The sequence below is a fragment of the Burkholderia sp. Ac-20379 genome (assembly GCF_017104645.1).
Classification (GTDB): domain Bacteria; phylum Pseudomonadota; class Gammaproteobacteria; order Burkholderiales; family Burkholderiaceae; genus Burkholderia.
Window position 1 is genome coordinate 1 of sequence record NZ_JAAGPF010000439.1, and the last position, 4,891, is coordinate 4,891.

Consider the following 4,891-nt stretch of genomic DNA (forward strand, 5'->3'; position numbering starts at 1 on the left):
CCCTCGACCCTCGCGCGGCCCAGCACCGGGCCGATCAATTCGCGCAGCCACGGCTCGTCTCGCTGCTCCCCCACGCGCGCGGCGCGGGCGATCACCTGCACGTCGTCGGTCGGGAACGCGCGGTCGGCCGCGTAGGGCACGCTGCCGTCGTGAATCGCGGCGAGGTGGCCCGCCGCGTCGGTCAGCACCGCGTGCATGAACGCCACGTAGGCGGGCTCGCTGCCGAGCACGACGGCCGGATCGTCGTCGTGGAGGCCCAGGCGCTTCGGCGCGAAATAGCCGTCGTGCGTGCCGGCCAGCGTCAGCAGCGCGGCGGGGCCGAGCGCGTCGAGCACCGCCAGTTCGCGCTGCCGATACGGCGCTTCGGCGAATACCCCGGCCCAGTGCGCGCGGCGCTCGGCGCGCATCGGCCGCCCGGCGAAGCGTTCCAACGCGGCTTCGCCATACACGTTGACGCGATGGAACGGCTCGGCCGTTTCGGGGGCGGCGAGGATGCGGATCAACTCGGTACATGCGGCGGCGTCGAGCGGCCAGGCCAGAAAGCACAGATCGTTCAACGCGCGATGCCATTCGCCGGCCGGGATCTCGCTCAACAACGCGCGCGATGCGTCGGCGTCGAGCCGCGGCGCAAGGCCGAGCGTCTCGATCTGCTCGCGTATCGCGCGCACGCAGGCGGCGCGCGGATCGTCGAAATCGGGACGCAGATGCTCGACGCGCCGCAGCGCCGGCCAGACCCGCCCGAGCGCCTCGGCATCGAGCGCGGACAGATCGACGGGCGGCCCGGTGAAGCGCGGGTGCTCGGCGCTCAGGGAAAGTTGCGCGATCAACTGCTCGGCGGTGGAGGACGTCATCGAGGCGAGGCGGCGGGTGAGCGTGGCGCAAGCATAACGTGCGGGCGGCGCACGCGGCACGTCACCGGCTCAAGGCTTCAACGAGGCTGCGATGCGTTCCCCGCCGGCGGCAGCCCCGCCAGCATCCGCTGCGCATCCTCGGCCGACAACGCATACCCGAAGAACCGCCGATAGAACCCCTGCGTTTCCCCCACCAGCTGCTGCGCCGGGAACACCCCCGGGTGCAGCACGCCCGCCGCCCAGCGCACCTGCAACGCCACCTCCGGCCCATAGCGATCCCACGGAAACACCCCCGCCGGATTGCGATACATGCGGCCGTCGCGCACCGCATCGAGCGTGTGCCACAGCGCGCGCTGCGGCGACTGCTCGATCGAACCGGCGTTCGCGCCGAGAATCACCACGTCGGGATGCCACGCCAGCACCTGCTCGATCGAGACGGGCCGCAGGTTGCCGACGAGCCCGTCGGCGGCGTTGCGCGCGCCGGCCGCGCGCAGCCATTGATCGACGATGGTGTCGCTGCCGTCCACCTTGAGTGGCGCGAGCGACGCGACATGCAGCACGCGCGGCGCGCTGCGTTGGGCGCTGTCCGGCAGCGCGTCGAGCGCGCGGCGCGTGGCGGCCAGCGTGTCGTCGAGATACGCGCGGTAGTCGCGCGCGCGTTGCGCGGCCAGCGGCGTGTCGAGCGCGGCGGCCGTCTGGTCGACGCAGGCCAGCATCGAATCGAAATCGCTGAAGCCCACCGGCACCACGTCGAGGCCGAGCCGCTGCATGGCCGCGATCGACGGCGCGCCGCGCGACGCGAACACCACATCGGCATGCGCGGCAAGCAGATCCTCGGCATTCGGGTTGCCGTTCGCCACCGGCTGCGCGCGCCGCATCGCGGGCGCGACCTGCATCATCCACGGGAACGCCTGCGGCCGCGCCACGGTGGCGACCACCCGATCGGCCGAGCCGAGCATCAGCACCACGGCATTGTGCGCGTACCAGAGATCGGCGATGCGCTGCTTCGGCTGCGCCTGCGCGGGCGCTGCAACGAGGGCGGCAACCAGTGCGCTCGATACGACCAGCGTCGTCCGTCGGATCGAACGCAACGCAAGAAGGGGCACGAGACGCATCACAGTTCGAACTCCATCGACGCCATCACGGTGCGCGGCGCGCCGAGCTGCGCGGTGGCGTTGCCCGCGCCGGTATAGCCGTTCAGGCCGCCCGGCACGATGTTGGTCCAGTACTGGCGGTTCGTGACGTTGTCGACGGCGAGCCGCAGCGTGACGGCGCGCTCGAACACGCTGGTCAGATAGCGCACGCCGAGATCGACCGTGGCGTACGCGGCCGCCGAGCCGGTGTTCGCGTTGTCGGTGGCGCGCGCGCCCACGTAGTGCAGGTTGACGTCGGCGGCCAGCCCCGGCACCTGCCGCACGTCGTATTCGGCCAGCAGGTTCACGGTGTATTTCGGCAGGCCGACGATCTGCTTGCCGTCGGTGCTCGCGTCGCCCGTGTCGAACAGGCGCGGATCGAGCCAGGCCACGCCGCCGAACAGCGACAGATCGCGCGTGAGGTGCCCGTCGAGCATCCATTCCACGCCGAGGTTGCGCTGCTCGCCGCCGGTGCGGTAGATGCCGTCGGCCATCGTGTACGCATACGGCCGCGTGATGCGGAACGCCGCCAGCGAGCTGTTCCAGTGCGAGAACGCCACCTTGTAGCCGATTTCCCATTGCTTGCTGCGGTACGGATCGAGGATGTTGCCCGCATTCGCCGAGCCGGTGGGCGCGGTGTCGCCCTGCTGCAGGCTGTCGGCGTAGGTCAGGTACAGGCTCTGGTTCTCGACCGGCTTGAACACCAGGCTCGCGCTGCCGGACAACCCCTGGTTGGCCGATTCGCTGGTCTGCGCGCCGCGCACGTTGTAGTTGTGGGTCGACAGCCAGCTCTGGCTGCCGGCCAGCAGCACCGACCAGTGCCGCGAGAACGTCATGTCGTCGCTGAGCAGCAGCGATTGCTGGGTGGCCCGCGCGGACTGGTAGCGATGCTCGAAATCGGGCGCGCCGGTCACGAACACCGATTGCGGGTTCGCCAGGTTGCCCGTGCCGAGCGTGCTGGTGCCGCCGGCCACGGGGTTGAAGTTGTCCCACACGAAGCCGCTGGTGCCGATGCCGATCCGGTGCTCGATGCTGCCGGTCGTGACCTTGCCGTTCAGGTAGACGAGGTTGCTGGTGATCGTGAAGCGGCTGGCGGTGGCTGTCGACAGCGTGGTGCGGTAGTTGCCGGCGTTGTCGATCAGCGTGTCGGTGATGCCGGTGGATTCGCGGTCGGCGATCTGCCGCAGCACGGCTGCACTCAGGTGCCAGTCGGGCGAGAAATCGTGCTTGAGCTGGATCGAGCCGGTGGTCGTGGTGTTGTCGCTGCCGCCGTTGACGGCGCCGTAGGCCGCGTTGGTCGGATCGAGCGCGCCTGGGAAATGCACGCCGCTGGCCAGCGCGAAAGTGGCCGGGAAGCCCTTCGCCACGTAGTGATAGCGGCTGAAGTTGGTTTCGATCACAGTTTGCGGCGACAGGTGGAAATCGAGCGCGAGGCTCGCGAGTTGCCGCCGCACGGTGCTGTGCTCGGTGTAGCCGCTACCGGTTTCGTCGAGCAGCGTGAAGCGGTAGCCGATCGCCTTCGACGGCCCGACGCGGTCCGAGGCCTCGATCTCGCGCTCGAAGCGCGTGCCGCTCGCATAGCCGAGCGTGACGCGGAACAGGCGGCTGTCGGTGGGGCGCTTCTGCACGTAGTTGAACGTGCCGGCCGGGTTGGCCGGGCCGTACAGCGCGCCGGCCAGCCCGTTCAGCACCTCGATGCGGTCGAATTGCTCGAGCGGGTAATCGGTGGTCGACACGGCGTTCAGGCCGTCGATGCGGCTGTTCTGCACCACGCTGCCCTGGATGCCGCGCGACTGCGGGCGCGCGCCGTCGCCTTGCACCGACGGGATGTAGCGCAGCGCGTCGGCGATGCTCTTGAGCTGCTGCGCGCGGATCACGTGCTGCGGCACGACGTTGACCGAATACGGCGTGTCGACGCGCTTCAGATCGCCGAGCGGGCCGAGGTTGGCGCGGTCGACGCGCATCGATTGGCTGGCCGGCGCGTGCGCCGTCACGTTGACGGCGGGGATGACCTGCGTGCCGGCGGGTTGGCTGGCGTTCCGGGCGGTGACGGCAGTCGCGGCAGCGGCCGTCGACGAAGCCGATGAGGCCGTTGCGGATGTCGAAGCCGGCGCGACCGTTGCCGCCGACGAGGCTGACGTAGCCGACGTGGTCGTTGCGGACACCGAAGCCGACGAAGTCGATGCCGCGGATATTGCCGATGAGGTCGACGAGGTCGATGTTGCCGTCGAAGCCGACGACGCAGCGGCCTGCGCACAGGCGGGCGCGGCGATCGCGAACAGCAGGGACGAGGCGGAAGCGATGCGGCGCAGCGCGGGGCGGGGGCGAGAAGCGGTCGGCATGGTGTGTCAGGCGGGAGGGAACGGTGGAGCGGGTGGCGCGCGGAAGAACCGCGAGCCGGCGATGTCGAATTGTTCGACGGGCGTGCCGTACAGCGCGCCGATCGCGGCGGCGTCGAGCACGTCGTGCGGCGGGCCGTCGGCGGCCAGACGCCCGCGATCGAGCACCACCACGCGCGTGGCGGCGTGGCAGGCGTCGTCGGGACGATGGGTGGTGTGCAGGATCGCGTAGCCGTCGCGCGCGAGTTCGGCGAGCAGCGCATGCAGGCGCAACTGATGGCCGTAGTCGAGGCCGGTCAGCGGCTCGTCCATCAGCAGGATCGGCGCCGCCTGCGCCAGCGCGCGCGCCAGCAGCACGCGCTGGCGTTCGCCGCCCGACAGCGCCGCGTAGTCGCGCCGCGCGAGCGCAGTCACCTGCATGCGTTCGAGCGCGGCCGCGATGGCGTCGCGATCCTCGCCGCGCAGGCGTTGCCGCAGGCCGGTGTGCGGCAGGCGGCCGAGCGCGACGATCTGCTCGACCGTGTGCGGCAGCGCGGGCACGTGATGCTGCGGCACGTAGGCGATGCGC

Annotated in this window: 3 protein-coding genes and 1 pseudogene; all 4 read right to left on the bottom strand. The window is 70.7% G+C overall.

Annotated elements, in window-relative coordinates; translation table 11 throughout:
• A pseudogene (locus G3N92_RS30930) lies at window positions 1-851 on the bottom strand (hypothetical protein); the annotation flags it as partial.
• Between the two features lie 77 nt (window positions 852-928).
• Window positions 929-1,966 carry an ABC transporter substrate-binding protein gene (locus tag G3N92_RS30935; RefSeq protein WP_206131349.1) on the bottom strand — a complete coding sequence of 346 codons (1,038 nt, stop codon included), beginning with the start codon at window positions 1,964-1,966 and terminating at the stop codon, window positions 929-931.
• Window positions 1,966-3,978, bottom strand: coding sequence for a TonB-dependent siderophore receptor (locus G3N92_RS30940; protein WP_206131350.1), 2,013 nt, complete (start codon window positions 3,976-3,978; stop codon window positions 1,966-1,968). The genes G3N92_RS30935 and G3N92_RS30940 overlap by 1 nt, the downstream gene beginning before the upstream one ends.
• Before the next feature lie 354 nt (window positions 3,979-4,332).
• Window positions 4,333-4,891: ABC transporter ATP-binding protein (locus G3N92_RS30945; protein WP_206131351.1), on the bottom strand; the 559-nt coding region annotated here is incomplete at its 5' end.